General features: G+C 70.0%; 21 protein-coding genes. 12 read left to right on the top strand and 9 right to left on the bottom strand.

Going from position 1 to position 22,036, the window contains the following annotated elements; all coding sequences use genetic code 11:
• Positions 1–88 precede the first annotated feature (88 nt).
• Complete coding sequence (gene galE, locus QFZ21_RS04665) at positions 89–1,078, top strand: UDP-glucose 4-epimerase GalE (RefSeq protein ID WP_307374898.1); 990 nt, start codon at positions 89–91, stop codon at positions 1,076–1,078.
• A 7-nt stretch (positions 1,079–1,085) separates the two neighbouring features.
• Here the strand turns inward: galE and QFZ21_RS04660 are convergent, their stop codons facing one another.
• Together QFZ21_RS04660 and QFZ21_RS04655 are read right to left on the bottom strand one after the other, a co-directional pair.
• Positions 1,086–2,384 (bottom strand): O-antigen ligase, encoded by a 1,299-nt coding sequence (locus tag QFZ21_RS04660; RefSeq protein WP_307374896.1) that lies wholly within the window; start codon positions 2,382–2,384, stop codon positions 1,086–1,088.
• Complete coding sequence (locus QFZ21_RS04655; RefSeq protein ID WP_307374894.1) at positions 2,381–3,796, bottom strand: O-antigen ligase; 1,416 nt, start codon at positions 3,794–3,796, stop codon at positions 2,381–2,383. Before QFZ21_RS04655 ends, QFZ21_RS04660 begins: the two co-directional genes overlap by 4 nt.
• Before the next feature lie 68 nt (positions 3,797–3,864).
• Between QFZ21_RS04655 and manA the strand changes: the two genes are divergently transcribed.
• From manA to QFZ21_RS04630, 5 genes are all read left to right on the top strand, one after another.
• Entirely contained in the window at positions 3,865–5,007 is a 1,143-nt protein-coding gene (manA, locus tag QFZ21_RS04650; protein ID WP_307374892.1) for a mannose-6-phosphate isomerase, class I, read from the top strand.
• A 124-nt stretch (positions 5,008–5,131) separates the two neighbouring features.
• Positions 5,132–5,449 (top strand): WhiB family transcriptional regulator, encoded by a 318-nt coding sequence (locus tag QFZ21_RS04645; protein ID WP_307374890.1) that lies wholly within the window; start codon positions 5,132–5,134, stop codon positions 5,447–5,449.
• Positions 5,450–5,550: 101 nt separating this feature from the next.
• Positions 5,551–8,211 (top strand): glycosyltransferase, encoded by a 2,661-nt coding sequence (locus tag QFZ21_RS04640; RefSeq protein WP_307374889.1) that lies wholly within the window; start codon positions 5,551–5,553, stop codon positions 8,209–8,211.
• Positions 8,212–8,345: 134 nt separating this feature from the next.
• Positions 8,346–8,708 carry a hypothetical protein gene (locus tag QFZ21_RS04635; RefSeq protein ID WP_307374887.1) on the top strand — a complete coding sequence of 121 codons (363 nt, stop codon included), beginning with the start codon at positions 8,346–8,348 and terminating at the stop codon, positions 8,706–8,708.
• On the top strand, positions 8,705–10,087 hold the full coding sequence (locus QFZ21_RS04630) for a DUF5719 family protein (RefSeq protein ID WP_307374885.1): 1,383 nt from the start codon (positions 8,705–8,707) through the stop codon (positions 10,085–10,087). The genes QFZ21_RS04635 and QFZ21_RS04630 overlap by 4 nt, the downstream gene beginning before the upstream one ends.
• A 23-nt stretch (positions 10,088–10,110) precedes the next feature.
• Here the strand turns inward: QFZ21_RS04630 and QFZ21_RS04625 are convergent, their stop codons facing one another.
• Positions 10,111–10,539: a hypothetical protein gene (locus QFZ21_RS04625; protein ID WP_307374883.1), complete on the bottom strand. Its 429-nt coding sequence runs from the start codon at positions 10,537–10,539 to the stop codon at positions 10,111–10,113.
• An 81-nt stretch (positions 10,540–10,620) separates the two neighbouring features.
• On the opposite strand from QFZ21_RS04625, the gene QFZ21_RS04620 reads away from it, so the two are divergent.
• From QFZ21_RS04620 to QFZ21_RS04605, 4 genes are all read left to right on the top strand, one after another.
• Positions 10,621–10,827 (top strand): DUF3499 family protein, encoded by a 207-nt coding sequence (locus QFZ21_RS04620; RefSeq protein ID WP_307374881.1) that lies wholly within the window; start codon positions 10,621–10,623, stop codon positions 10,825–10,827.
• Between the two features lie 100 nt (positions 10,828–10,927).
• A complete protein-coding gene (locus QFZ21_RS04615) occupies positions 10,928–11,854 on the top strand; it encodes an efflux RND transporter periplasmic adaptor subunit (protein WP_307374879.1) in 927 nt (308 codons plus the stop codon).
• Positions 11,851–12,618 carry an ABC transporter ATP-binding protein gene (locus tag QFZ21_RS04610; protein ID WP_307374877.1) on the top strand — a complete coding sequence of 256 codons (768 nt, stop codon included), beginning with the start codon at positions 11,851–11,853 and terminating at the stop codon, positions 12,616–12,618. The genes QFZ21_RS04615 and QFZ21_RS04610 overlap by 4 nt, the downstream gene beginning before the upstream one ends.
• Complete coding sequence (locus tag QFZ21_RS04605) at positions 12,615–13,829, top strand: ABC transporter permease (RefSeq protein WP_307374875.1); 1,215 nt, start codon at positions 12,615–12,617, stop codon at positions 13,827–13,829. Before QFZ21_RS04610 ends, QFZ21_RS04605 begins: the two co-directional genes overlap by 4 nt.
• A 48-nt stretch (positions 13,830–13,877) precedes the next feature.
• Here the strand turns inward: QFZ21_RS04605 and QFZ21_RS04600 are convergent, their stop codons facing one another.
• Positions 13,878–14,687, bottom strand: coding sequence for an RDD family protein (locus QFZ21_RS04600; RefSeq protein ID WP_307374873.1), 810 nt, complete (start codon positions 14,685–14,687; stop codon positions 13,878–13,880).
• Positions 14,688–14,703: 16 nt separating this feature from the next.
• Between QFZ21_RS04600 and QFZ21_RS04595 the strand changes: the two genes are divergently transcribed.
• The gene (locus QFZ21_RS04595; protein WP_307381209.1) at positions 14,704–15,696 is read left to right on the top strand and encodes a stage II sporulation protein M; all 993 of its coding nucleotides are present in this window, start codon (positions 14,704–14,706) and stop codon (positions 15,694–15,696) included.
• 10 nt (positions 15,697–15,706) lie between these two features.
• Here QFZ21_RS04595 and QFZ21_RS04590 read toward each other — a convergent pair whose 3' ends face one another.
• The 5 genes from QFZ21_RS04590 to QFZ21_RS04570 form a co-directional block, all read right to left on the bottom strand.
• Positions 15,707–17,014 carry a DUF58 domain-containing protein gene (locus QFZ21_RS04590; protein WP_307374871.1) on the bottom strand — a complete coding sequence of 436 codons (1,308 nt, stop codon included), beginning with the start codon at positions 17,012–17,014 and terminating at the stop codon, positions 15,707–15,709.
• Complete coding sequence (locus QFZ21_RS04585) at positions 17,015–17,938, bottom strand: MoxR family ATPase (RefSeq protein ID WP_307381206.1); 924 nt, start codon at positions 17,936–17,938, stop codon at positions 17,015–17,017. It abuts the gene before it with no gap.
• Between the two features lie 99 nt (positions 17,939–18,037).
• Positions 18,038–19,225, bottom strand: coding sequence for a DUF4350 domain-containing protein (locus QFZ21_RS04580; protein ID WP_307374869.1), 1,188 nt, complete (start codon positions 19,223–19,225; stop codon positions 18,038–18,040).
• Positions 19,222–19,863 (bottom strand): DUF4129 domain-containing protein, encoded by a 642-nt coding sequence (locus tag QFZ21_RS04575; protein WP_307374867.1) that lies wholly within the window; start codon positions 19,861–19,863, stop codon positions 19,222–19,224. Before QFZ21_RS04575 ends, QFZ21_RS04580 begins: the two co-directional genes overlap by 4 nt.
• Positions 19,860–21,254 (bottom strand): hypothetical protein, encoded by a 1,395-nt coding sequence (locus QFZ21_RS04570; protein ID WP_307374865.1) that lies wholly within the window; start codon positions 21,252–21,254, stop codon positions 19,860–19,862. Before QFZ21_RS04570 ends, QFZ21_RS04575 begins: the two co-directional genes overlap by 4 nt.
• A 97-nt stretch (positions 21,255–21,351) precedes the next feature.
• Between QFZ21_RS04570 and mtrA the strand changes: the two genes are divergently transcribed.
• Positions 21,352–22,032 (top strand): MtrAB system response regulator MtrA, encoded by a 681-nt coding sequence (mtrA, locus tag QFZ21_RS04565; RefSeq protein ID WP_307374863.1) that lies wholly within the window; start codon positions 21,352–21,354, stop codon positions 22,030–22,032.
• The last annotated feature ends 4 nt before the right edge of the window (positions 22,033–22,036 follow it).

The following is a 22,036-nucleotide window of genomic DNA, read 5'->3' as shown; positions in this document are numbered from 1 at the left end:
AGCAGTGAGTAGCCTACCGTCCGTCACCTTCGGATCTGCGGAGAGTCGACGCCCTGGCGTCATCTTCGCGATGGTTAGAATGACCCCGATGAAGGTATTGATCACCGGCGGCGCCGGCTACATCGGATCGACCGTGGCGACGGCATGCATCGAGGCCGGGATCGAGGTCGTGATCCTCGACGATCTCTCGACGGGTCTCCGAGCCTTCGGCGAGGGGCGCAACCTGTACGAAGGCGACATCGCCGACAGGGAAGTGCTCGACAGGATCGTCGCCGACCATCCGGACATCGACGCAGTCGTGCACTGTGCCGCGCGCATCGTGGTGCCCGAGTCGGTCGCCGACCCGCTCGGCTATTACGACACCAACGTCGGCAAGACCGTCATCCTGCTGCAGCGGCTGCGCGAGGCCGGCATCTCCCGCGTCGTGTTCAGCTCCTCCGCGGCCGTCTACCAGGGTGAGAGCGGCGAGGGCGTCGACGAGACCGGGCTGCTCGCACCGTCCAGCCCGTACGCCACCACCAAGGCCATGGTCGAGCAGATCCTGAAGGACGCGGCGGTGGCGGGCGACTTCCGTGCCATCGCTCTCCGCTACTTCAATCCGATCGGCGCCGACCCCCAGCTGCGTACGGGTCTGCAGAATCCGACGCCGTCGCATGCCCTGGGCAAGATCATGCAGGCGCGCGCGACCGGCGCCGCCTTCTCGATCACCGGCACCGACTGGGCGACGCGCGACGGCTCCGGCCTGCGCGATTACATCCATGTCTGGGACCTGGCCCTTGCGCATGTCGCCGCCGTGCGAAAGTTCGACGAGGTGGCGACGGAGGCCGACCCGTACCAGGTCATCAACATCGGCACCGGAGACGGCGTCACCGTGCGCGAGCTGGTCGCGGCGTTCGAGCGCGTGACCGGTGAACCGCTCCCCGTCGTCGAGACCCAGCGCCGGCCGGGCGATCAGGCCGGTGCCTTCGCGATCGTCGACCGTGCGGCCGCGGTGCTCGACTGGGAGGCCGAGCGCTCGGTCGACGACGGCGTGCGCGACGCTGTCGCGTGGGCGGAACGGCTGCGCTCGCTGCGCTGAGTCCCCGTCATCCCAGCCGACGCAGGGTCGGGATCGCGCCGGTCTGCGCGGCGTCGATGTTCTCCCGCCAGGAGCGGGACTGTCCCGCACGCAGCGCGCACAGCACGAGCATGAACCATCCGGCGCCGACGAGGGTGAAGCTCTCGAACATCGAGTCGACGGCGAGAGTGACCAGTGTGATCGGCGTCCAGGCGTAGACGACGGACCGACGCACGCTGGCCACCAGCCAGGAGCGGATGAGAGCCACCCCGCCGAGCAGCAGGAACAGCACCAGCCCCGCTGCGCCGAGCTGGAGCAGGACATCGAAGAACGCGTTCAGAGCGCTCTGATGACGGTCGTCGAGGCGGAAGTTGATGTAGGTGAAGGGGTACTCGCCGCGCGCCCAGCCGCCGAACCAGCCCCAGCCCTGGATCGGTTTCACGGCGACGAAGTCGAGGATGGAGTTCCACAGATTCGCCCGGATGGAGAAGTCGGAACCGGCGTCGAGCATCGCGATGATCTGATGGCGCAGCGAGAACGCCACGGTGAGGGCGAGGGCGACGAGGATCCCCAGCATCCACTGGACGAGGTTGCGGCGCTCCGGCGACGCGTGCCGCACGATCGTCAGAGCGGCCGTCACGATGCCGACGGCGACCGCGAGGACCAGCACCGTCGGCGACGAGGAGAGGAATGCCAGCGTTCCGGCCAGCGCGATGGAGACGACCGCGAGCGGGGGATCCACCGACTGCGTCCGCCACTCGATCACGAAGGTGATCAGGGCGATGACGGCGATGAAGCCCAGCATGTTGCGGCTGCCGAAGATGCCCTGGATCGGACCTCCGGCCGCGAGGTCTCCCTCGATGCCGAGGAAGGCGAAGGGGATGTCGAGCAGGATGCCGGAGAGGATCTCGGCCCCGAGCGACACGGCCAGGAGCGCCCGCAGAGTGTCGCCGATCGCGCGGACGGTCTGCAGCGTGTCTCGGATGTGTCCGACGGTCAGGGCGAGGAAGGCGAACCCGAACAGCGACATCCAGCCGAAGACCGTGTCGGATCGGTCGGTCGTCCAGACCAGGCTCACCAGGGCCCAGCCCAGAAAGGCGAACAACGACGAGGGGGCGATCCGCAGCGGGGACAGCTCCTCGCGCCGGACCCAGAGGATCGCCGCACCGAGGAGGCACAGCGCCGCGATCACGGCGGCCAGCGTGACGGTCGACGTCAGCCTCTCGAGCGCGAATGAGCCGAACACCGCGGTCAGGACGGCGAGCGTGAAGGCGCGTGCCATCTCCACGGATCCGAGGAGGCGCGCCATCGGTCGGAGCGGGGTCACGGAACCCGCCGCTGTCGGGCGCCGCGCTCGAACAGGAGGTCGCGTTCGCCGACGCCCACCAGAGGTACGGACTTGAGCTTGAAGGACAGCAGTATCACCAGCATCCAGCCCCACAGCATGATCGGGGTCGACTCCGAGAAGCCCTGGACGAGCAGGACGACGGTGAACAGGCTCGGCAGCAGGGTGAGTGGTGAGAAGGTGCGCGCGGCGTGGAGATCCCACCGTGGGCGGTCGACGGCGAAGAACCACGAGCGCCAGAGCAGACTGCCGTAAGCGACGGCCATCAGCACGATGCCGACGACGCCGAGTTGGAGGAGCACGTCGAGCCACATGTTGTGGGCGTGGAACACGGTGATGTCGTGGTCCGTGATCCAGCGGTCGAAGGCCGGGTCCGTGGGGATCCACGGGCTGGAGAAGCCGTTGCCGAAGATCGGATGCTCGCCGGCGCGGGCGAGCACCTTGGTCCAGATGCGGTCCGAGCGTCCGGTGAGGTCGGAGCTGCGACCGAGAAGAGCCAGCAGGGGCTCCCGGGCGAGCCAGACCCCGATGACGCCGATGAGGGTCGCGCCGATGGCGACCACGTATATGCGGGTCCGGGCGCCGGGGGTCGTCGCTCGCCGCATCAGGAGGGCGACCGCGAGAACCACGGCGGCAGCAGCGGCGCAGACGAACGCGGTCGCCGAGGATGTGCGGAACAGGAAGTAGGCGGCGAGCAGAGCCCACAGCGCGAGGGTGGTGCGCCAGCGCGCCCGCGCCGCGAACAGCACGCCGAACGTGATGATCGCGAAGAGCGAGACGATGGCCAGGAGGTTGGCATTGCCGACGATGCCCTGGATCCTGCCGCCATCGAAGAGGTTGTCGCGCACCCAGTACCACTGCGGGTCGATCTCACCCTCCGGGATCGTCGCGAAGTTCGGCAGCAGCGGCCCGTGCACCACGAGGGAGACCCACGCCTCGAGAAGCAGTGACAGGCCGAGGATCCATTTGAAGGCGGAGGAGAGGGCGCGGACGATCTCGTGCCAGGTGAGGACGTGCGCGATGAAGAGAGCATTCACCGTGACGGCGGCCAGCAGCACCCAAGTGAGGAGGGTCGGTCCGCGCCACTGCGACCAGGCCACGGAGACGAGGGCGAGAGTCGTGTAGCCGAGGGCCGTCCAAGGCAGCCGCCGCCAGCGGAACGGCTGCGGCCGGCTGCGCGCCAGCATCGGGATTCCGATGCCGAGGGTGGCGAGCGTGAGCACGGCGAGGACGACTCCCGCTCCGAGAATGCCGAGGAGGTTGTACACCGCGGAATGCGCGAACGTCGCGAAGAGGATGAGGATCACGTACGCGCGCAGCAGCAGGTGCCCCGTCGACTCGCGCTCCGGCGCGGTGGGCGGGGCAGCCACCGGGTGCTTGGTGTACTGGGCCATCGCGTTCAGGCTACAGCGCCGTGCCCGGTGCGACCCTGAGTCGCGCCGACCGCCTCTACGCTGGGGGGATGCTGCTGAGCCTCACGAATGCGCCCCGCGACTACGCCTGGGGATCCGACTCGCTCCTCGCCGGCCTCGAGGGCCGCGCGCCCTCCGGGAAGCCGGAGGCAGAGGTGTGGTTCGGCGACCACCCGGGAGACCCCTCCGACGTGACCGGCGGCGGCACGCTCGACCAGGTGACCGGCGGCACGCTGCCGTACCTTCTCAAGCTGCTCGCTGCAGGCCGGCCGCTCTCGATCCAGGTGCACCCGACGATCGCGCAGGCCCGAGAGGGATGGGCACGGGAGAGCGGTCTCGCTGAGGACGACCCGCAGCGCAACTACCGCGACGACAATCACAAACCTGAGCTCATCGTCGCCCTCAGTGAGACGTTCGAGTCGCTGAGCGGCCTGCGGCCGGTGCCCGACAGTCTTCGTCTGCTTGACGCGCTCTCCGACGCGGCCGGCGTCGTGGAGCTGAGGCGCCGGCTGAGAGCCGACGGCGACGTGCTGCGCGACGCGATCGGCTGGCTGCTCGGTGGCGAGGCCCAGACGGAGGTCGATGACATCATCGCCGCGGTGACGGCGGCGGACGAAGAGACGGATGCGGGGGAGTGGGCCACCACTCTGCGGGCGATCGCCGGCGTCGCCGCGACCTATCCGGGAGACCCCGGAGTCGTCGTCGCACTGCTGATGAATCACGTCGTCCTCCGCCGAGGGGAGGGCGTCTTCCTGCGGGCGGGCCTGCTGCACGCGTACCTCTCCGGGCTCGGGGTCGAGATCATGGCGGCGAGTGACAACGTGCTCCGCGGCGGGCTCACCCCCAAGAGGATCGACGTGCCCGAGTTGCTGTCGATCCTCGACACCGTGCCAGGGGAGGTGCCGGTGCTCCGTCCCACCGCCGAGGGGGCAATCACCCACTACCCGGTGCCGGTGCCGGACTTCGCCCTGGCGAGGATCGCGCTCGCCGGTACGCCGATCACGCTCCCTGTCTCAGGGCCCACAATGGTGCTGACCACGGCCGGTTCGGTCCACGTGACAACGGGGTCGGGGGAGCAGCTCGACGTTGCCGTCGGGGCGGTGGCGTTCGCCGCAGCGGACGAGGGGTCTCTGACGCTCTCCGGCGACGGCGAGGCTTTCGTGGCCTCGCCCGGGCGCGACACGCCGGTGTGAGGTCAAGAACCTTCAAGACTGGATTGAGGGTTTACGATCCGCGACTTGACCGGAGCGAATGACACGGGTGTAATTAGTGGAGCACGGCCCGCCGGGGGGCGGAAACAGAGGGTTGGAGATCGACATGACGGGTTACCGTTCCGAGGTACCGGAGAACTGGTTCGTCGACCCGATCAACCTCGGCGTACCGGGGGTTCGGAAGCCGAACGCCGACGACGACAATGCTCTCGCCTGGCAGAGCGACGCACTCTGCTCGCAGACCGATCCTGAGGCCTTCTTCCCCGAGAAGGGCGGCTCCACGCGGGATGCGAAGCGCATCTGCACGACGTGCGACGTCCGCGGCGAATGCCTCGAGTACGCGCTCAACAACGATGAGCGCTTCGGTATCTGGGGCGGGCTGTCCGAGCGCGAGCGCCGGAAGCTCAAGCGTCGCGCCAGCTGACCCGCCCGATCGGCCGCGGAGCATCGAGGACGCACAGCTTCGCGGGCGCGCCGCATCCACTGCTCCGGCGCCGATGATCGCGCGCATAGGCTGACGACGTCATGCCAGCCCGAGTTCACGCCATCATCGTCGCGCGCGCCGGATCATCTGCCCGCGCGCAGCTCCTCCGCACTCTCGACGCCGTGCGATCCCAATCGGTGACGGCAGCGGCGGTGACGCTGGTCGTGTGCGGCGACGCCGCGTCGGCGCGAGAGAGCGAGGCCGTGGGCCGCACGGTCGAGGGCATCATCGAGGCTCGCACCACGACATCGTTCGCCGAGGCCGTCGAGCTCGCCCGCCCCCGAGTGGCGGAAGGCTCCGCCATCTGGCTGCTGGCGCAGGACACGACACCGCATCCGCGAGCGCTGGAGCGATTGACCGGGATGCTGGAGCGCTCGCCGTCGGCGGCGATCATCGCTCCGAAGCTCATCGCGACCGACAACGAGCGTGAGATCGTGTCGCTGGGAATCAGCATGACCGCTCTCGGCCGATCCGTCGAGCTGGCCGCGGGCGAACTCGATCAAGGACAGCACGACGGCATGGACGATGTCCTCGGCTCGGACATCAGGGGGATCCTGATCCGCGGCGAGGTGCGTGACGCCCTCCGTCCGGACACCGCGCTCGGCGGGGCGGACGAGGGACTCGACCTCGGCGTGCGCGCGCGCCTCGGGGGCGGCCGTGTGGTGCTTGCACCGGACGCACGGATCTCCGCCTCGCCGGACGGACCCGCCGCGCTCCCCGCCGGTCGCTCGCGCCGCGCTTTCGTCCGCCGACTCGCCCAGTTGCACCGCCGACTCGCGTACGCGCCGGCCGCGGCGGTGCCGGTGCACTGGCTCACGCTCCTACCGCTCGCGCTGTGGCGATCGATCACGCAGCTGGTCGGCAAGCGCCCGGAAGCCGTGATCCCCGAGTGGGCGGCCGCGCTCACCGCGATGCTGCGCTTCGGCGCGATCGCCCGTTCGCGTGCGCGTATCCGCTCCTTCCGTACCTCCACCTGGGCGAGTATCAGCCCGCTGCGGGTGACCTCGTCCCAGTTGCGTCGGCGCCTCGACGACGGTCACGGCAGCGAAGGCGGTGCGGTCAGCGAGCTGCATTTCTTCTCCGGTGGCGGGGCCTGGGTGGTGCTGGCAGCCCTGGTGGTCAGCATCGCGTCGTTCACGACCGTGCTCGCGTGGCCGACGATCGGCGGCGGCGGGCTCCTCCCTCTGCGTGACACCATCGCGGGCCTGTGGCGCGACGCCGCATGGGGCGTGCGGGGCCTCGGCGTCGACGTGGTGGGTCCTGCGGACCCGTTCGCGGCCATCGTGGCGGTGCTCGGCTCGCTCTGGCCGGCCGAGCCCTCCTTCATCCTGGTGCTCCTGTGGATCCTCGCCCTTCCGCTGGCCGTGCTGGGCGGCTGGTTCGCGGCGACGCGGGTGACCGATCGTGCCGGCCTGCGGATCCTCGCCGGCGTGGCGTGGGCGGTGGCGCCGACCTTCCTCACTGCTCTCGTCGACGGGCGTCCGGCCGCTGTGCTGGTGCACCTGCTGCTGCCATGGCTCTTCCATGCCGCCGCCGTCGCGCACCGATCCTGGGGTGCGGCCGGTGCGGCATCGTTGCTGCTGGCGGCCGTCGCCGCGTGCGCCCCCTCGCTCATCCCGGCTCTGCTGCTGCTCTGGGTGGTGGCGATCGGAATCACTCTCGCGACCGCCCAGTTCCGGGGCGCCGGCCGTCTGCTGTGGCTGCCGCTCCCGGCCGCGCTGCTCTTCGCGCCTCTTGTCCTCTGGCAGCTGTCCCAGGGAACTCCGCTGGCGCTGCTCGCCGACCCGGGTGTGGTCTGGGCCGGGCCCTCGGCAGCCGCGGACGCCGCCGGTCGTCTCGCGCTCGCGTCAGGCTTCCCGACGCCGGACCTCGCCAGGTGGATGGCATTCCTCCCCGAACCGATCGGCGCGTGGGCTCCACTGCTGTGCGCCCCGATCGCCCTGCTCGCTCTCGCGTCCGCCGTCGCTCCGAGGTGGCGCGCCGGCATCACGCTTCTGATCGTGGCGCTCTCGGGCCTGGCCACCGCGTTCCTCTCGGTCGGCATCTCGGTCTCCTTCGCGCAGGGGGCAGGCGTCGGCATCTGGCCGGGCTCAGGCCTGAGCCTCGCGTGGGTCGGCGTGGTGGGCGCTGCACTGGTCACCTTGGACACGGCGGTCACTCTTCCGCGTCTGCGTGTGGCGGCCGCTGTCGTCGCGGGCTCCGCTCTGGTGGCTTGCGCGGGGCCGGCTCTCGTGGCGTTCCACGCCCAGCGGTCGGTGCTGACCAATGGTCCCGTGTCCACCCTGCCCGCGTACGTCGCTGCGCAGGCTGCCGACGACCGGCAGATCGCGACGCTCGTGCTCACCCCGCAGGACGGCGGCGGACTCGCCGTCGAGGTCGTGTGGGGAGCCAGCGAGACACTCGGATCCCAGTCCACCATGATGAACACGGCGACCACCGCCCAGGGGGCCGCGACATCTCGACGCTTGCGGTCGATCTGCTCTCCGCACGGGATTTCGACGCTCCCGCCGAACTCGCGAAGCGCGGCATCAGCTACGTGCTGCTGTCTCGGCTGCCTACGGGGGAGGACGACAAGGCGCGTGTTCTGCGCACGACGGCCGCCGCCTCGATCGATCAGCGTCCCGGATTCCTGCCTGCAGGCAAGACCGATCGTGGGCTGCTCTGGCGGCTCCAGGCCGAGGCGGCTGAACCTCCGGCGCTGAGTGCCGAGGATCGGAGCACGGCTCGCCTGATCATCACCCTGCAACTCGTCTTCGTCCTCGCGGCGCTGCTGCTCTCCATCCCGACCCGGTCGTCGCGTCGGGCCGCTCGCGCCCTGTCTCGCATCGTCGGGCGTGTGCCGGACGAGCCCCTCGTCCTGCCGCGGCACATCGAGGATAGAGATGATCCGGATGCGGCGGAGGAGCGGGACGCGCTCCACGAGGAGCCGGACGTCCTGGCAGAGGACGCCTCTCCGGACGACGTGTCAGCGGACCCTGCCGCGACGGGCGAGCACGATGACGGGATCTCCGATGATCCGATGATCGGCGTGAAGACGGTGGAACCCGTCGAGAACGTCGAACCCGTGGAGACCGATGAGCCTGTCGAGACGGACGAGCCTGTCGAGACGGACGAGCCTGTCGAGACCGACGATACCGAGGAGACGGCGCTCGACGTCGATCGGCGATCCGAACGCCCGACTTCGGAGGAGGACCGATGAACGGCACACGCGCTTTCCGAGTCGCCGCGACCGGCGCGCGGCTCGTGACGGGTGTGGTCGTCGCCGTGGCCTGCGTGGTCGGTGTCGTCGCGGCCATCCATGCGCCGTGGCCGGAGATTCGACAGCAACCGGCTCAGGCGGAGATCACCCCTCTTCCCGCAGACAGCACCTTGGTGTGCAACGGTGATCTGCGGGCGCTCGGCCGAGACCCGTCTGCGCCGATGGAAATGCGCTCCGCAGCCACGCCGAGCTTCATCGACGCGGGGAGCGCGGCCGCCCCGACGGTGGAGGCCTTGGAAGCCCCCGACCTCATCGATGCGGACCAGGTCCGCGTGCTCACCGGAACGGTCGACGGGCGCACCGCACCCCTGATCGCCGCTGCCGAGTCCATGACCATCGCGGCGGAGGACCTCGCCGGGTTCGCCGCGCTGCCGTGCGGCGAATCTCTGTTGGAGTCGTGGCTGGTCGGTGGCGACGTGGGGACGGGTACCGAGGACGTCGTCGTCCTGACGAACGCCGCGAGAGTCCCGTCGACGGTGACGCTGTCGGTGTACGGCACGATGCGCAGCGCACGCACCGTCGTGATCCCGGCCGGCACGCAGCTCGCCCTACCGCTCGCGTCGATCGCGGCGGGGAATGAGGCGCCGGTGGTCGAGGTCACGGCGGTCGGCGCGCCCGTGCGCGCGGTGTTGCAGTCCTCGCTGGTGCGGGTGCTCGACCCCGCGGGCGTCGATCTTCAAGAGGCTGTCCCGGCCCCGCAGGAGAGCCTGGTGATCCCCGGGGTGCAGGCGTTCACCGTCGACGGAGACGACGCCGACATGACAGTGCTCCGGCTGCTCTCGCCGGGGACCGACACCCAAGCGCGTATCAGCGTCACCGCGGAGGGCTCGAGCGCGTCGACCGAGGAGTTCTCTGTCCCGCTCGTCGCCGACGAACCGGCCGAGGTGGCGTTGAGCGGGCTCGACCCCGGCACCTACTCCGTGGCGGTCGACGCCGATGCGGCTGTCGTCGCCGCCGTGCGCCAGCAGGACGGCTCCGGCAGTGGCACCGACTTCGCCTGGGCGACCCCGTCGCCCGAGGTCGACTCGGACGTCTTGGTCGCGGTCCCGTCCGGGCCGGCACCGCAGCTTCACCTGGCGAACAGGACGGAGGAAGACATCACGGTCACGGTCGAGCCGGCAGACGGGGGCGCGTCGCAGGAGGTCGCCGTCGGGGCCGGAGAATACGTCAGCGTCGGTGTGGAGGCGAAGACGACCTACCGCCTCGGCACGACGGCGCCCGTGCACGCGTCCGTGTCGTTCACCGCGCCGGGTGCGATCGCCGTGCTGTCCATCCGGCCGGGTGCGGGAGCGGAGAGCGCGATCACGGTCTATCCCTGACCGCACGCCACGGGGGTCAGGGCTCAGTGGTCGTGACCGAGATCCCAGGGCTCGCGGCCGACGTACTCGGCCGCGGCTCGGAAGACCGCGCTCTCGATGGCCATCCGGCGATGCATCGCATCGTCGTGGCCGGGAGGCAGCAGCCGTTCGATGGGGAGACGGAACAGGACGATTCGCCGGTTCTCGCGATCCAGGTACCAGCGCGGCACCTCTTCTGACGCATCGAACGCGGGGATCGCGCCGATCTCGAAGCGCACCTCCTGCAACTCCGGCCAGGTGCCGCGGAGGAACTCGACCGCCGTCCCGACCGTGAGGTCGAAGCGGTCGATCCATCCATCGAGCGGTGCCAGAGGTGGTCGAACGACCTCGCTGCGACCGAGACGCCCGTGACGGCCGTGGCGCGCTCCCCGCCGCGGAGCAGCAGAGGCGCGAGACGCGCGGCGACGAGGCATGTCGAAAGTCTAATCCGTGCATGCGCTCGTGTGCGGCGCGGCACCGGCTGGTCCTCGTCCGCGAGCCGTACGCTGACCGAGATGGACGGAAGACTCTGCTCGAAGGTCGGCTGCGCGCGAGAAGCCGTGGCGACGCTCACCTACGACTACGGCGATCAGATGGCGGCCCTCGGTCCGCTCGGAGCCGCGAACGATCCGCAGGCGCATGATCTGTGCTCACCCCACGCGGACCGACTCTCCGTTCCGGCGGGATGGCTCATCGTCCGCCACGAGGCGCTGCGCGCGTGAGGTCGTGTCGCGACACGCGGCAGCGATTGCCATACCCGGAAAACATTTCTGGATAGCCTGACCGCGGACGTGCCAGGGCGGCACGACCGGAAAGGCCCCCGTGATCGTCTGGCGTCGCTGGATCTTCCCCCTGCTGCTGGTCCTGGTGTTCGGTCTGTGCGCCGCGGCGCTCGTGAAGATCGCGTTCTTCCCCGACCGGGTCGAGAGCTCCGTCAGCCCGGAGGCCGAGATCACCGATCCGATCGTGGCGGTCGAACGCGGATCGGTCGTGAACGCGCTGTCGCTGAGCGGCAACGTCGCACGCGACGACAGTTTCGCCGTCCGCGGCGAATTCGACGGCACGATCACCGCGGTGCACGTCAGTGACGGCGCCTCGGTCAAGAAGGGGCAGAAGCTCTTCAGCGTGCGGCAGGAGTATCCGCGGAAGGACTTCGACATCGTCGCGCCGGAGGCCGGCGACCTGTCCGAGATCGCTCTCGTCAAAGGGCAGTCCGCGACAGTCGGGACGGAGATCTACACGCTCACGCCTGCGCGCTACCATCTGCTCGCCACCGTGCAACCGGTCCAGCTCTACCGCCTCGTGAATGCCCCGACCGAGGCGACCGTGACGATCACCGGAGGCCCCGCACCGTTCACGTGCAACGGCGTGCGCGTCCAGGTGAGTGCGGAGGGAACGGCGAGCGTCCGCTGTGCGCTCCCCGCCGACCAGACCGTGTTCGCCGGACTCCCTGCCACCATGGACCTCGCGCTCGGCCAGGTCGAGGATGCCCTCGTCATCCCGGTGACCGCGGTCCAGGGTGGTGCAGGGACGGGCACGGTGTGGGTCGATGCGGGCGACGGATCAGAGCCGGAGGAGCGCGCAGTGACGCTCGGAGTGAACGACGGCGTGATGGTCGAGGTCACCGAAGGGCTCGAGGAGGGCGACAGCGTGCGTCAATTCGTCCCCGGGTTCGTCGCTCCGGTCGAAGAGAACTGCTATGAGATCTCTCCCGGTGTCGAGCAGTGCGACAGCGGGATGAGCTGGTGAGCCTCGTCGCTCTTGAGGACGTCGCGAAGAGCGTGCTCCTCGCCGACGACTCGCGTCTGGAGATCCTCCGGGGGGTCACTCTCGAGGTGGGCGCCGGGGATCACGTCTCCATCGTGGGGCGCTCCGGATCGGGCAAGTCGACCCTGCTCAACATTCTCGGGATGCTGGATGCGCCCACCTCCGGCTCCGTGGCCTTCGAGGGGAAGGAGGTCCGGCGCATGCGCTCGGGCCGCCTCGACCGGCTCCGCGGCGACAACGTCGGCTTCGTGTTCCAGCAGTTCAACCTGCTCTCCGGACGGACGGCGATCGACAACGTGATGATGCCGCTCGGGCACGCCAAGGGACGGATGTTCTGGAATCGCCGGCAGATCGCGGCGGACATGCTCGAGCGGGTCGGCCTGGGCCACCGTATCGACCAGATCGCGGATCGGCTGTCGGGCGGAGAGCAGCAGCGGGTGGCGATCGCCAGAGCGCTGGTGCGACGCCCGGTGCTGATTCTCGCGGACGAGCCGACCGGGGCACTCGACATCGACACCGGTGCGTCGGTGATGACGCTGTTGGACGAGGTCGCGACCGAGACCGATGCGGCTCTCGTGACGATCACCCACGACCTGCACGTCGCGGCGCGCGCCCGCCGACACTACCGGCTCGATGCCGGACTCCTCGAGCCCGTCGATCTCAGCCGGGCGTTCGAGGCCTCGACGCTCGCGGCATCCGTTCCCGCCTCCGTCGTTCCCACCGCGGCGATCGGGCCGTCGGCATGACCGGCTTCCTCGGCGCGCTCGCGGATGCCTGGGCGGAGATCCGCGTGCACAAGCTGCGCGTGCTCCTCAGTCTGATCGGCATCGCGGTGTCGGTGGGCGCGCTGACGGCCGTCGTGGCGATCTCGGAGTATCAGCGCCAGTACCAGGCCGAACAATCGGACCGCTGGGGCGGACGTGCCGCGACCATCGTCGTGTCGGCGACGACCGACGACGGATCCCCGGTCGACGGGGACGAGTTCGATGAGCGCTTCCTGCGGGTCTCCGAGCGCTTCGACTTCAGCCACACCGCGCGGATCGCACAGGGAGTGATGATCCCGGTGCAGCTGCCGGACGGCATCACCGACGTCGGCGCGCGCCTGATCGACCCGGCGTACTCGCAGATCCACCGCGAGCAGCTGCTCACCGGGCGCTGGCTGCTCGATTCCGACGTCGAGGCGCTCGCACCGCCGGTCGTGATCTCCGAGCCTCTGTGGGATCGGCTCGGACGCATTCCGATCATCGAGCATCCGACCATCACGGTCTCGGGCCCGGGCGGAGGCACGTATCAGGTGGTCGGCGTCACCGCGCGTCAGGGGTTCGGCGACGAGGAGGCTCGCGTGGATCTCCTCTACGACGCCTATCGGGACCGAGTGGACGCGCTGCCGGTCGATGCCTGGACGCAGTATGAGATCTGGCTGGAGTCCGATCAGGCGGACGAGATCGGGCCGGTTCTCGCGATGGACCTCCGAGCGGGCCTCCCGGAGGGGCAGACCGTCTCGGTGAGTCGATCGGACTGGGGTGCGCAGCCGGGCGCGATGGATGCGCAGGCGACCTTCGAGATGATCACGGGTGGCATCGCGGCGCTGATCCTCGCCCTCGGGGCGTTGAGTCTGATCAACATCCAACTCGTCGCCATGCGGCAGCGCGTCCGCGAGATCGGTGTGCGTCGCGCGTTCGGGGCGAGCTCGGGACGCGTCTTCTTCTCCGTCTTCCTGGAGAGCCTCGTGGCGACGACCGTGGCCGGGATCGTCGGCATCGCCATCGTGGTCGCGGTTCTGCGGTCGGACTGGCTCATCGACTCGATGTTCGTGGGCATCCAGGATGTCCCGCCCTTCCCGATGCGCGCAGCCCTCGTCGGCCTCGCGGCCTCGGTGATCGTCGGGGCGGTGTCCGGGTTCATTCCCGCGCTCGTGGCACTGCGCGTCAAGGTGATCGACGCGATCCGCTTCTGACATGCGAGGGGCGCCGGTATCGGCGCTCCCGTCGACGAGCCGGCTCGGTCAGACGCCGACGCGACGGCCGGTGAGCTTCTCGGCCCGTCGGTCGGAGTTCTCGAGCGCACGGCGCTCGCGCTCCCGGCGCAGCACGGTGATGCCCACCAGCACGGCCTCCGGCGGGGCGGCCGGCATCGGCGACACGAAGGGCGTCGCCTCGGCGAGCAGGTCCTGTGCGACCCGAGCACGCGCCTCAGGAACCATCCGCTGCGCATTCTGCAGGAACTGCGAGATGCGGCGGGCGAGGCGATCGGGCAGGCGGGCGACGTCGGCGATCTGCGCCCAGCCCAGCAGCATCGGCGGCAGCACCGGCACGAGGGGGATGAGCTTCGGCGTGCGGACGCGCTGACTGTACGTTCCGGCGACCAGATCGCCGAGCCGCTGGGAACGCGCGTTGAACGCCCCGGTGAGCACAGCGAGGCCACCGAAGGTCATGTAGATCTCGAGAACGCCCAGCAGTGCACGGATGAAAGCGTGGCGGAACCCGGCGGCTCCGCCGTCGACACGGACGATCCGCCCGCCGACGGCGAGCTTTCCGAGACTGCGCCCCTTCAAGGCCACTTCCATGGTGATGGGAAGCACGACGAAGCTCACCACCATGGCTGAGACGGTCGCGATGCGGTCGGTCGCCTCGGAGAGGATGCCGGCGTCGACCAGCCAGATGCGCAGGAAGAGCCAGAGGATGAAGACGCCGAAGCCGACGAGCATGTCGATGAGGGCGCCGAGCGCGCGCAGCAGGAATCCGACGGGCTGCACGTCGATGGCGACGGCCTCGCCGGAGAGCACCTCGTCGGATGAATCGATCGAGACGGACATGAGTACAGTAAATCAGGTGGATGCCGATGCGCTGTCTGATGCACGCCGCGCCGAATGGGAGCGGCTGGAGGAACTGAGCCGCGCCCGCCTCGACGGCGCCGGAGTCGATGAGCTGATCGTCCGCTACCGCGCCGCATCCGCAGATCTCGCCGAGCTGAAGACATCGGTCGGCGAGTCGCCGCAGGGGGCCTACCTCTCCACGATCCTGGTGCGGGCGCGCCTCCGCCTCACGGGCGCCTCCGACAGCATCCTGACCCAGACCGCACGCTTCTTCAGTGCGCAACTGCCCGCCGCCCTGTACCGGCTGCGCTGGACGACTCTGATCATCGCCGTGGCCTTCATCGCCGTCGGCGTGGGCACGGCCGCGTGGATCGCCGCCGATCCCGCCCTCATCGCGACGCTCGGGCCGCCCGATGCGCTCGAGCAGTACGCCGACGAGAGCTTCACCGGCTACTACACCGAGAACCCCGCGGCCGAGTTCATGGGCATGGTCTGGACCAACAACGCCTGGATCGCGATGCAATGCGTGCTGTTCGGCGTCACGGGCATCTGGCCCGTCTACATGCTCGTGCAGAATGCCATCGGCCTCGGCACGTCGGGGGCCGTGATGGCCGCGCACGACAAGGCCGACATCATGATCCTCTACATCCTCCCGCACGGCATGCTCGAGATGACCTGCATCTTCGTGGCCGCGGCGGCCGGGCTGCACGTGTTCTGGTCGTGGGTCGCCCCCGGGGCGCGCACGCGCGGGGAATCCCTCGCGGAGGAGGGCCGGGCGCTCGCCACCGTCGCGATCGGCCTGGTGTTCGCGCTGTTCCTCGCCGGGCTCGTCGAGGGCTTCGTCACAGGGTGGGCGCTGCCGTGGCCCCTCAAGATCGGGATCGGCGCCGCGGCGCTCGCCGTCTTCCTCATCTACATGGTCGTGATCGGCGGACGCGCCTATCGCCAGGGAGCGACCGGCGACCTCCTCGAATACGAAGCGGGCACGCCGCGCCTCGTCGCCGGGTGACACCGCAGCGTCAGAGCCGGCCGGCGGCCTTCAGTTCCAGGTAGCGGTCCGCGATCCGCGGCGGCAGCTCCTCCGGGTCCGCGGCGATCGCCTCTCCGCCCGCCCGGCGGATCGCGTCGGCGACGTTCTCCGCGTCCCTCAGGGTGCGCTCGGCAGCGGCGGCCAGGTAGATCTCCTCGCGCGATCCGCGCCGCCTGGCGAGCGCCGCGATGTCGTCGTCGGTGACGGATCCGACCAGGACCGTCGTCGCGCGCGAAGCATTCGGAAAGGCGCCGAGGAAGGATCGAGCGGACTCCGCCGCATCCTGCGCGGTGAGCACGACGATGAGAGAGGGGCGGGTCGTGAGCGTGCGCACCGCGCTGAACGCGCCATGCCAGTCGGTGTCCACGAGCCGTGCGTGCACCGGCGCCATCGCGTCGGTCATCGCGGGGAGCAGGGCCGTGCCGTCGACTCCGGTCACCCGGCCCCGCACCACCCGGTCGTACATCAGCAGGTGCACGTGGTCGCCGGCCCGCGACGCGAGGGCTGCCAGCAGCAGCGCGGCCTCGAGTGCCGCGTCGACGCGCGTGCCGTCGCCCACGCGCGCGGCCGCCGTGCGTCCGGTGTCGATGATGATCACAACGTGGCGGTCGCGCTCGGGCCGCCAGGTGCGCAGCATCGTGGTTCCGGCGCGGGCGGTCGCACGCCAGTCGATCGACCGCACGTCATCGCCGCGGACGTATTCGCGCAGCGAATCGAACTCGGTGCCCTGACCGCGCACCTGGATGCTCGTGTTGCCGTCGAGCTCGCGCAGCCGCGCGAGTCGTGAGGGAAGGTGCTTCCGTGACGAGAACGCCGGCAGCACCCGGATCGCGCCCCGCACCCGATGGCGCGCCTGCCGGCCGGCGAGACCGAGCGGACCGAGTGAGCGGATCACCACGAACTCGCTCACCAGCTCACCGCGGCGGCGCGGCAGCAGGGGGATCGCGACGCGACCGCGTTCCCCGGGCGGGATGCTGAGCCGCTGACGCTCCGGTGCGGCACCGGCCGTCGGCTGCCACGCGTCACGGATCACCGCGTGCAGCATCCGGGTCCCGTGGTTGTGCAGGGCGACGCTCACCTTGACGGGCTCGCCGATCCGCGTGCGCGCCGGGACTCGGCGGCTCACGGTGACCGCCCGCGGGCTCGCGGCCGCGACGACGTCGATCCCGACGAGCAGGGCGCACAGGGCGATCCATCCGCCGAGCACCGCGTACGCCGGGTACCCCGCCAGTCCTGCGAGGACGAGCGGGATCACGCCCACGGCGAGGGCGATGGCGAGCCGGCCGGTGACGAACACCTAGATCGGCACCCTGGTCTGCTGGACGACCGAGGTGAGCACGGCATCGGCCGAGACCCCCTCCATCTGCGCGTCGGGCCGTAGCTGGAGACGGTGCCGCCACACCGGCACCAGCATCGTCTGGACATGATCCGGCGTCACAGCGGACGAAGCGTTCAGCCAGGCCCATGCCTTCGCCGCGGCGAGCAGGCCCGTCGACGCGCGCGGGCTGGCTCCGAGCTCGACGGAGGGGGACTGGCGCGTCGCCCTGGCGAGGTCGACCACGTAGCCGAGCACGTCGTCGGTGACCTCGACTCGTCCTGCGGCCTCCTGCGCCGCACGGATCTCCTCCGCCGAGACGACGGCCTCGATGCCGGTGAGCTCACGAGGGGAGAAGCCCTCGGCGTGGCGGCGGAGCACCGCGACCTCGGCATCCCGCTCCGGCATGCCGACGACGAGCTTCATCAGGAAGCGGTCCAGCTGTGCCTCGGGGAGCGAGTACGTTCCTTCGTGTTCGATCGGGTTCTGGGTTGCCGCGACGAGGAACGGGTCCGGCAGCGTCCGGCTGACGCCGTCGGCGGAGACCTGACGCTCCTCCATCGCCTCGAGCAGGGCCGCCTGCGTCTTGGGCGGCGTGCGGTTGATCTCGTCGGCCAGGAGGATGTGGGTGAACACCGGTCCGGCACGGAAGTCGAACTCCCCGGTGCGGGCGTCGTACACCAGCGATCCGGTGACATCGCCCGGCATCAGGTCGGGGGTGAACTGCACGCGCTTCGTGTCGAGCCCGAGCGCCCGGGCGAAGGAGCGCACGACCAGGGTCTTCGCGACTCCGGGCACGCCCTCCAGGAGCACGTGGCCCCGGGCGAGCAGCGAGACCAGCAGTCCGGTCACGGTGCCGGCCTGGCCGACGACGGCCTTGTCGACCTCGGTGCGCACGCGGTGCATGGCCTGCCGCAGTGCGGCGTCGTCGGCGGGATGGTTGTCAACGGTCACGTGATGCCCTCGGCTTCCGTGGAGATGGGTTTTCGGCGGTTCGGATGCGGTTCATCGCTCGCCCTTCGCGGTGCCCGTGCTCGCCTCGACGGCGTTCTCGAGCTCGTCGAGGCGGCGCGCGAGGTCGACGAGAGCGGCATCATCGGCGGGAAGAGGTCCTGCGAGCAAGGACTGCAGGGTGCCGCGGGGGATGCGGAGGCGATCGGATGCCGCGTCGGCGACCTCGTCCGCGCCGGCGTGCACTGCGAGTCCCAGCCGGCGGGCGAGGCGCCGCTGCGCGCCGTCGCGGAGCGCCTGACCGGCGTGCGGCGCATCACCGGCCTGGGCGGTCAGACGCGCACGTCCGTGCATCGTCTCGGACGCGCGCACGGTGACCGGCAGCGTCTCTGCGACGAGGGGGCCGAAGCGCTGCCCGCGCCAGACGGCCGTGGCGATGCCTGCAGCCAGGAGCAGCAGGATCACCGGGGTCACCCAGGGCGGGGTGAGGCTGCCGAGCGTGTCGGGGGACTCGGCCTCGATGTCGGTGTCGGCGAAGGAGGGCACGTACCAGACGACCCGATCGGTCTGGCCGAGGAGGGCGAGCGCCAGCGCCGCATTGCCGTTCTCCGCCAGATAAGCGTTGCTGAAGAGCCTCGTGCCCTCGACGACGACGCGGTGGTCGCCGGAGCGATCGTCGACGAGCACGGCGGCGCCGTCGTCGTCGCCGAAGCACGCGTCGACTCCGTCGGCGGGGGAGAAGGACCTGTCCGGCCGGATGGTGCCCACGTCGGCGAACTCCGCGACATCGCATCCGGCGGAAACCGCGTCGGAGCTGCCGGGGGCGTTGTCGCCGATGTCGATCGTGTTCAGCAGATGGGTGCCGGTGGAGAGGAAGACGACGCGGGCGGCCGGGTCGATGAGCTCACGGAGTCCGGCATCGGTCAACGTGTACGGGTTGGTCATCACCAGGGTCGTGTCGTCGCCGAGCGCTGCTCGGGCCTCGGCACGCGATCGGAAGACCGACACCTCGACGCCCTGTTCGCGCAGGATCTCGGCGAGCGCGAGCGCTCCGGCGTCATCGCGGCCCTCCGGATCGAGGGTACCGCGCGCACCGGGGGAGCTCGCGCTCACCCGGATCGCGACGAAGGCCACGAGGAGCACGAGCGCGACGACGATCACCCATCCGACGATGGTGCGCGTCCGCCGGGGGCGCTCCTCGGCCGTGGAAGGCGCAGGAGTGGTCTGATCGACGATCGTCATGCGGGCACCGCCTCCGGACGTCGCGCGCGGAGGCGATCATCGGTGGCCGACAGGTCGCGGTAGCTCTCCTCGGTCGCCGGATGCCGCAGGTAGCGGACGTCGTCGAAGGACACGGCAGCGCGGCGCATCGCCGCCGCCTCGTCGGCGAAGACCCCGCTGGCCTCCCGCGCGATCGCCTGCGCCGTTGCACCGGGCGCGGGATCGATGAGGTCTCGCTCGAGGAGGCTCCGGGCGATGGCGCGGTACCGCAGCACCGTCGCGGCATCCCAGTCGCCGTCCCTCGCGCTTCGCTCGGCATCCGACCGCAACTGCGCCGCATCGCGATCGTCGTCCACGCCGAGGAGGTCGGTGCGCGCGCGCCGCACGGCCCGGGAGCTGCGCGGCCTGCCCCAGACGATGAGGGCGGTGATCAGCGCCGCGACGATGATCACGCACACGACGATCAGCGCCGCCGGGCCGACGTTCGCCCCGTTGTCCGATGTGAACAGATCGGCGAGGAATCTCCCGATGTCACGGGCGATCAGATCGAACCACGTCGGCTTCGCGTCGGCATACCGGGGGTTGGACAGCTCGTCCTCGGCCCACCGCCGCGCTTCGTCGCCGTCGGGAACGAAGAGGTCGTCGAACGGTCGGATCATGCCGTGCCGTCACCGCTTCCGGGCGCCGCCCATCCTCCGTCGGACGGAGTGGCCCACGGACTGTCACTGGGCGGGGCGGGGGTCGCCGCGGTCGGCAGAGCAGGAGGCGGCGGTGCCGCGGGTGGGAAGGCGGCGGGCTGCGGTGGGTACTGCTGGTACTCCGGCTGGTACTGCTGGTACTGCGGCGGGTACTGCTGATACTGCGGCGGCACGGGCTGCGGGTTTTGATACTGCGGGTTCGGGTACTGCCGGCCGTCGTACGCCGGGTACCCGTAGCCCTGGGTCATCATCACATGTTCGGGAACCTGCTTCGGCGGCGGTGTGCTCGTCACCGCCCGCGTGGGATCGACGGCGAACGGATCGCCGAGCTGCTCCTCGGTCCAGCCGAGATCGCGGCGCTCCACGTGCGAGACCAGTGTCTGATCGAGGCCTTCGTACCGCATCCGGCAGTCGAGGTACACGAGCGCCGATCCCGTGCTCTGCACGACCAGGGTGATGGCCTGCAGCACGAGCAGAAGGATCTGCGGAGCGATGAGAGTGGCCACGTAGCCGATGATCGCGCCCGGATCTCCGCCCGTGGGGGCGACCACCGAGCCGAGGAGCCCGCCGAGCATGGCGACCGGGAAGCTCACCACCTGCATAGCCAGGCCCATGATGGCGCTGATCAGGAAGGTCACTCCGAATGCCACCCAGAAGCGCCCGCGGGTGAGCCTCCAGGAACGGACGAAGGCGTCGCGGAACCGCGCGCGTTCGAGGACCAGGATCGAGGGCACCAGCAGCAGCTTCGTCGTGAGCCACACGGCGAGCGGGACACAGGCCAGGGCGATGAGGATCACGACCAGGACGACGACCCCGATCAGTTCGACGCTGCCGCCCAGCCCGCCGGCGACGAAGGCGCCGATGATCACCGCCACGATCACGATGAGACCGAACACCGCCACCACCGAGAGCGAGGCGAACCCGGCGAGCCGCCAGAAGGACGGCGCCATCTTGCGCCACAGCATGCCGAGGGTGGCCTTCACTCCGATCGACGCGAAGCCCACCTCGGCGGCGACGACACCCTGCATCATGGCCGTGAAAGCGATGGACGTGAGGCCGACGACCAGACCCGCGATGATGTTGATCGCAATCGTGCCGGCGAGTACCGCCTCGAAGTCGGGGGAGGCAGGGGAGACCGTCTCCAGCCTGGAGAAGGTGGTGAACAGCACGACACCCATCACCCCGGCCGTCGCGATGACGACGACCAGCTGGATGACGACCGCGAACCCGAACAGCACCTTCGGATTGTGCCGGAGCGCCGCGAAGGCCTTTCCGAGCAGCATTCCGAACGTCAGTGGGTGAAGCGGGATGATCCCCTTCTTCGGGGCAGGCGTCCACGTCTGACCACTCACTGGCACTCCCTCCGTCGCGCGCTCCCATCGTGTCATATCCGGATGGGTGGTGCGCGGACCTGGGGACCGCGGGACTCGGTGCCATAAGGTAACTGTTATGACCTCACGCATTCTTGTGGTCGACGACGACACCGCGCTCGCCGAGATGATCGGCATCGTGCTGCGCACGGAGGGCTTCGAGCCGGTTTTCTGCGCCGATGGTGCGCGTGCGGTCGATGAGTGGCGAACGCAGCGACCCGATCTCGTGCTGCTCGATCTGATGCTCCCCGGTATGGACGGCATCGAGATCTGCACGCGGATCCGGGCGGAGTCCGGCGTCCCCATCCTCATGCTGACCGCGCGCAGCGACACGGCCGATGTCGTCCGCGGCCTCGAAGTCGGTGCCGACGACTACATGGTGAAGCCGTTCAATCCGAAGGAGCTGGTCGCGCGCATCCGCACGCGGCTGCGTCCCGCACCGCAGACCACCAGTGAGCAGCTCAAGGTCGGAGACCTCACGGTCGATGTCGACGCGCACGAGGTGCGCCGGGGCACGACGCCGATCGCGCTCACGCCGCTGGAGTTCCAACTGCTCGTCGCACTCGCCTCGAAGCCCCAGCAGGTCTTCTCCCGCGAGATGCTGCTCGAGCAGGTCTGGGGCTACCACTACAAGGCGGACACGCGGCTGGTGAATGTGCACGTGCAGCGGCTCCGCGCCAAGGTCGAACTCGACCCGGACAATCCCAAGATCGTGATGACCGTGCGCGGCGTGGGCTACCGCGCCGGCAGCGTCGGCTAGGCGC

This window comes from Microbacterium sp. W4I20 (assembly GCF_030816505.1).
In the GTDB taxonomy this organism is placed as follows: Bacteria; Actinomycetota; Actinomycetes; order Actinomycetales; family Microbacteriaceae; genus Microbacterium.
The sequence above is the reverse complement of the archived record's forward strand: the minus strand, read 5'-3'. Positions and strand labels throughout refer to the sequence as shown.

Coding starts and splice junctions, on each gene's coding strand:
- manA (WP_307374892.1), top strand. CDS start 3,865: ATGCTGCTGAGCCTCACGAATGCGCCCCGCGACTACGCCTGGGGATCC.
- mtrA (WP_307374863.1), top strand. CDS start 21,352: ATGACCTCACGCATTCTTGTGGTCGACGACGACACCGCGCTCGCCGAG.
- QFZ21_RS04585 (WP_307381206.1), bottom strand. CDS start 17,938: ATGCACCGCGTGCGCACCGAGGTCGACAAGGCCGTCGTCGGCCAGGCC.
- QFZ21_RS04600 (WP_307374873.1), bottom strand. CDS start 14,687: ATGTCCGTCTCGATCGATTCATCCGACGAGGTGCTCTCCGGCGAGGCC.
- QFZ21_RS04620 (WP_307374881.1), top strand. CDS start 10,621: ATGGACGGAAGACTCTGCTCGAAGGTCGGCTGCGCGCGAGAAGCCGTG.
- QFZ21_RS04645 (WP_307374890.1), top strand. CDS start 5,132: ATGACGGGTTACCGTTCCGAGGTACCGGAGAACTGGTTCGTCGACCCG.
- QFZ21_RS04575 (WP_307374867.1), bottom strand. CDS start 19,863: ATGATCCGACCGTTCGACGACCTCTTCGTTCCCGACGGCGACGAAGCG.
- QFZ21_RS04580 (WP_307374869.1), bottom strand. CDS start 19,225: ATGACGATCGTCGATCAGACCACTCCTGCGCCTTCCACGGCCGAGGAG.
- QFZ21_RS04605 (WP_307374875.1), top strand. CDS start 12,615: ATGACCGGCTTCCTCGGCGCGCTCGCGGATGCCTGGGCGGAGATCCGC.
- QFZ21_RS04630 (WP_307374885.1), top strand. CDS start 8,705: ATGAACGGCACACGCGCTTTCCGAGTCGCCGCGACCGGCGCGCGGCTC.
- QFZ21_RS04625 (WP_307374883.1), bottom strand. CDS start 10,539: ATGCCTCGTCGCCGCGCGTCTCGCGCCTCTGCTGCTCCGCGGCGGGGA.
- galE (WP_307374898.1), top strand. CDS start 89: ATGAAGGTATTGATCACCGGCGGCGCCGGCTACATCGGATCGACCGTG.
- QFZ21_RS04640 (WP_307374889.1), top strand. CDS start 5,551: ATGCCAGCCCGAGTTCACGCCATCATCGTCGCGCGCGCCGGATCATCT.
- QFZ21_RS04655 (WP_307374894.1), bottom strand. CDS start 3,796: ATGGCCCAGTACACCAAGCACCCGGTGGCTGCCCCGCCCACCGCGCCG.